This is a genomic window from Mesorhizobium sp. M7A.F.Ca.AU.001.01.1.1 (assembly GCF_004022735.1).
Taxonomy (GTDB): Bacteria; Pseudomonadota; Alphaproteobacteria; order Rhizobiales; family Rhizobiaceae; genus Mesorhizobium; species Mesorhizobium ciceri.
Genome location: NZ_RZPF01000624.1, coordinates 1 through 3,949, shown reverse-complemented (window position 1 = coordinate 3,949; position 3,949 = coordinate 1). Strand labels below are relative to the sequence as shown.

The 3,949-nt window shown below is 61.1% G+C and carries 2 protein-coding genes; one reads left to right on the top strand and one right to left on the bottom strand.

The genetic code is table 11. The annotated features are described in order from the left end of the window. Positions 1–28 precede the first annotated feature (28 nt). Positions 29–1,405, bottom strand: coding sequence for an MFS transporter (locus EN884_RS28535; protein WP_063170394.1), 1,377 nt, complete (start codon positions 1,403–1,405; stop codon positions 29–31). Between the two features lie 354 nt (positions 1,406–1,759). Here EN884_RS28535 and EN884_RS28530 point away from each other — a divergent pair, with 354 nt between their 5' ends. Continuing rightward, complete coding sequence (locus EN884_RS28530) at positions 1,760–3,904, top strand: TonB-dependent siderophore receptor (protein ID WP_063169465.1); 2,145 nt, start codon at positions 1,760–1,762, stop codon at positions 3,902–3,904. Positions 3,905–3,949 lie beyond the last annotated feature (45 nt).

Here is a 3,949-nt window from a genome sequence, read left to right as displayed (position 1 = left end):
CCCCACAGGGGGAGAAGGAAGAAAGAACTCAATCCGCCGGCCGGTCCGCTGGATAGGGCGTCTTGACCAGGATCGCCATGCCGATCCCGAGGAACAGCACGATCACCGCCATGCCGAGCCGTGCCGAGCCGCTGGCCAGGGTGACGGACGCGACCATGAACGGCGCCAGGAAACTGGTCGCCCGTCCGGCCAGCGCATAAATGCCGAAATAGCGGCCGGATTCGGCGGCCGTGACGCTGCGCGCCATGTAGGATCGCGACGACGCCTGCACCGGCCCGAAAGCCACACCGATCAACAGGCCGAAGAAGATGTAGGCCTTTTCCGCTGCCGTGCCGAACAGGCCACCGCTGTCCGGTCCAAGCATCATCCAGAGGCCGAACAAAGTATAGCCCGGTCCGGTCGAGACGATGCCGATCGTGGCGATGCTGAGCAGGACCAGCGAGATCATGACGATGGTTTTTGAGCCAAGCGCCGTATCGAGACGGGCTGCAACCAGGCAGCCGAAGATGGCGACGACGTTGAGAATGATGCCGAAAATACCGATTTCGGTGATCGACCAGTGGAACATCGCTGCTGCGAAAGTGCCCCCCAGCGCCAGCACCGCATTGACACCGTCCTGATAGATCATGCGGGCGACAAGGAAGCGGAAGATGCCGCTGCGCTTGCGCACCTCGCCCAGCGTCACTTTCAGCTCCGCCAACCCCTCTCGCACCGCAGGGCCGATCGGCAGGCCCTTGATGGCATCGGGGGTGAAAAAGAACATCGGCAGGATGAACAGGAAGTACCAGCCGGCTGACAAAGGCCCGGTTGCGCGCGCGTCCTCGCCGAGCTTCGGGTCGAGCCCAAAGAGCGGGTCGGTGCCGATGATCGTCTTGCCGGTCTCCGGCGAACCGGCCAAGCAAGCGACGACGAAGATCAGCGCGATCATGCCGCCGAGATAACCAAGGCCCCAGGCCATGTTGGAGATTCGGCCGATCTCGCTCTTCGGCACCAGGCGCGGCATCATCGAATCGTTGAACACGGTCGAAAACTCGGCCGCGACCGACGCCAGCGAAAAGAATAGCACGACCAGGAAAAGGTTCGAACCGGGGGCCGCGAACCAAAGCATGCAAAGGCAGGTGACCTTGACCGCGGCAAAGAATGCGATCCAGGGCTTGCGCGGGCCGGTCTGGTCGGCAATCGAGCCGAGGATAGGCGACAGCACGGCGATGACAAGACCGGCCGCGGCAATGCCGTAGCCCCAGGCCGCCTGGCCGGTCTCCGGATCGCTCGCCATGCGCGAGACGAAGTAAGGTCCAAAGATGAAGGTCGTCACGACCGTGAAGAACGGCTGCGCCGCCCAGTCGAACAGCATCCATCCCCAGATGCCGCGCCCGGACGCACGCTGCACTGTCTCTACCGTCATCATGATCCCTCGGCACCGGTTCCGTGTCGGGCGCCATGTCTGCATGTTTCATGCGCTCATGCAATGAACGAAGCTCGGTGCCGTACCCTTGACGCTGCCGGGCGTTCACTGTTCGAAAGCCATGCAACCGGCTTTCGTCCGCTTCGCGAACCAAGCCCGTATTTTTCTCGTGGGGGAAGTCGGACCGTAGGTCCGGCGCCGTCCTCCACCCCCTGCTTCGCAACGATTGTCGCCGGCGTGGATCTCTTGATTATTAAGTTGACTCTTTTTGTCCGCTTTGACTAATTGCGCTCGCGCAGGGCCGGAACGGTGACCGGCCGAACTGCTCGAAATTGGTCTGACAGGGAATAAGAGATGACGATTGGTCGACAGGCATTGTTGCGCATTCAGGCAAGGCGATTGATTGCGAGCAGTGCCTTGATAGCGGCATCTTTTGGAATGGTGGGGACCGGCCGGGCCCAGGACGTTTCGCCGGACGATGCAACTCAACTGGAAACGATCGTCGTCACCGGCAAGTCGGACCGCGTTGGCGGGCCCGATCAAACGATCGTCGCCAAGGATACGGCGACCGCCACCAAGACCGATACGCCGATCGTCGACGTTCCCGCCTCGGTTTCAGTTGTAACCCAAAAGGAACTGGAGGCGCGCCATGTCGAAAGCCTCCAGCAGGCCGTGGCCTACACATCCAGCGTCCTCACCGACGAGTTCGGCAACGATGACCGATACGACTATATTCGCATCCGCGGTTTCGACCAGACATCGCTCGGTACCTATCGCGACGGCTTGACGGCGCGCATCCCAGCCTGGTTCACGGCCAGCCGTCTCGAACCTTACGGACTTCAGCGCGTGGAGGTCCTAAAGGGATCGACATCGACGCTTTTTGGTCTCAACGGCCCTGGCGGATTGGTGAACGCCATTACCAAGCGGCCGCTGGACCAGAAGCAGGGGGAGATTTACACGTCCTATGGCGACGGCACCAAGGAGATTGGCGTTGATTTTGGCGGGCCGATCGACCCCGATGGCGTGTGGACCTATCGGCTTACCGGGCTGGCCAAGGATGGCGATCAAGGATGGGATTATTCCAACGACGACCGGCTTTACATCGCACCCGCGTTGACCATCAAGCCCGAGGAAGGAACCTCGCTCACCATCCTGACTGACTATTACAAGCGAGATGGCACAGGCGCACGCGGCACCCCCGCCGGCGCCAATATCGACATCGGCACCTTCCTGGGCGAGCCGGATTTCAACCGCTTCAACACCGAGCAGGTCGATATCGGCTACCAGTTCGAACATGAATTCAACGAGAATCTCACCTTCCGCTCCAATGCCCGCTACACGCATTTGAGCCTCGACTACGCCGAGGTCTACGGCGCGTCGCTTGACCCCACGGCGGACCGCACGGCATTTTCCGTCGGCGGCCTGTCCAACCGCTATGCCTTCGACAATCAGTTGCAATACGATACGGGCTGGGACCGGGTCGCCAGCAAGACGCTTGTCGGCGTCGACTACGCCAACGACAACACCCGCGAAAACATCCTCTTCGGCACTGCCGGCCCCATCGACATCGACAACCCGACCTATTGCGGTCTGTCCTGCATCAACCTCGGCCCCTATGTGAACTGGCGGGTCAAGCAGCAGGCGGTCGGTGTCTATGCCCAGGAGCAATTGACGTTTGACGACCGCTGGATCGTCACCCTGGGCGGGCGCTGGGACCGCGTGCAGACGACAGCTGATTATCTCGACCTGGGAACGCAGGACGACGACACCGCATCGGCCTTCACCAAGCGCGCCGGCCTGACCTACAAATTCACGCCGAACCTCGCGGTCTACGCCAACTATTCGGAAAGCTTCCAGCCGCTCGTGTCGCCAAGCGCCAACGGGTATGCGGTCTCGGGCTCGTTGAAGCCTCAGGAGGGCAAACAGTATGAGGCAGGCATCAAGTACAAGCCCGACGGCTTCGACGGCCTGTTCACAGCCGCGGTCTTCGACCTTACCCAAACCAATGTTCCGACCTATGTCACGCCTGTTGTCCAGCAGCAGATCGGCAAGGTTGGCGTCCGCGGCATCGAACTCGAGGGCAAGGCCGCCATCGCGGAAAACTTGAACCTGACGCTTGCCTATTCCTACTGGGATGCCGAGATCCTGGAAGACGGCATTGGCGGGAATGCCGGCAATCGGCCGCAGCGCGTTCCTCGCCACCTGGCGTCAGCCTGGGTCGACTACACGCTTCCCGAGGAAGGACCGCGTGGCGACCTGACCATCGGCGGTGGCCTGCGCTATATCGGACAAACCTACGGGGATGACGCGAACACCATTTCGATTGGCGGCTACGCACTGGTGGATGCGGCGATTAGCTACAAGATGACCAAGGACGTGACGTTGGCCTTGAACGCAACGAACCTGTTCGACCGGAAGTATCTGACAACCAGCTATTACGGGACCGAATTCTACGGCGACCGGCTGAAAATCGTCGGCACCCTCAAACATTCCTGGTGAGCTTGCTGAGCGCCAAGCGCCGATAACATTGGAAAAGGCGCCACA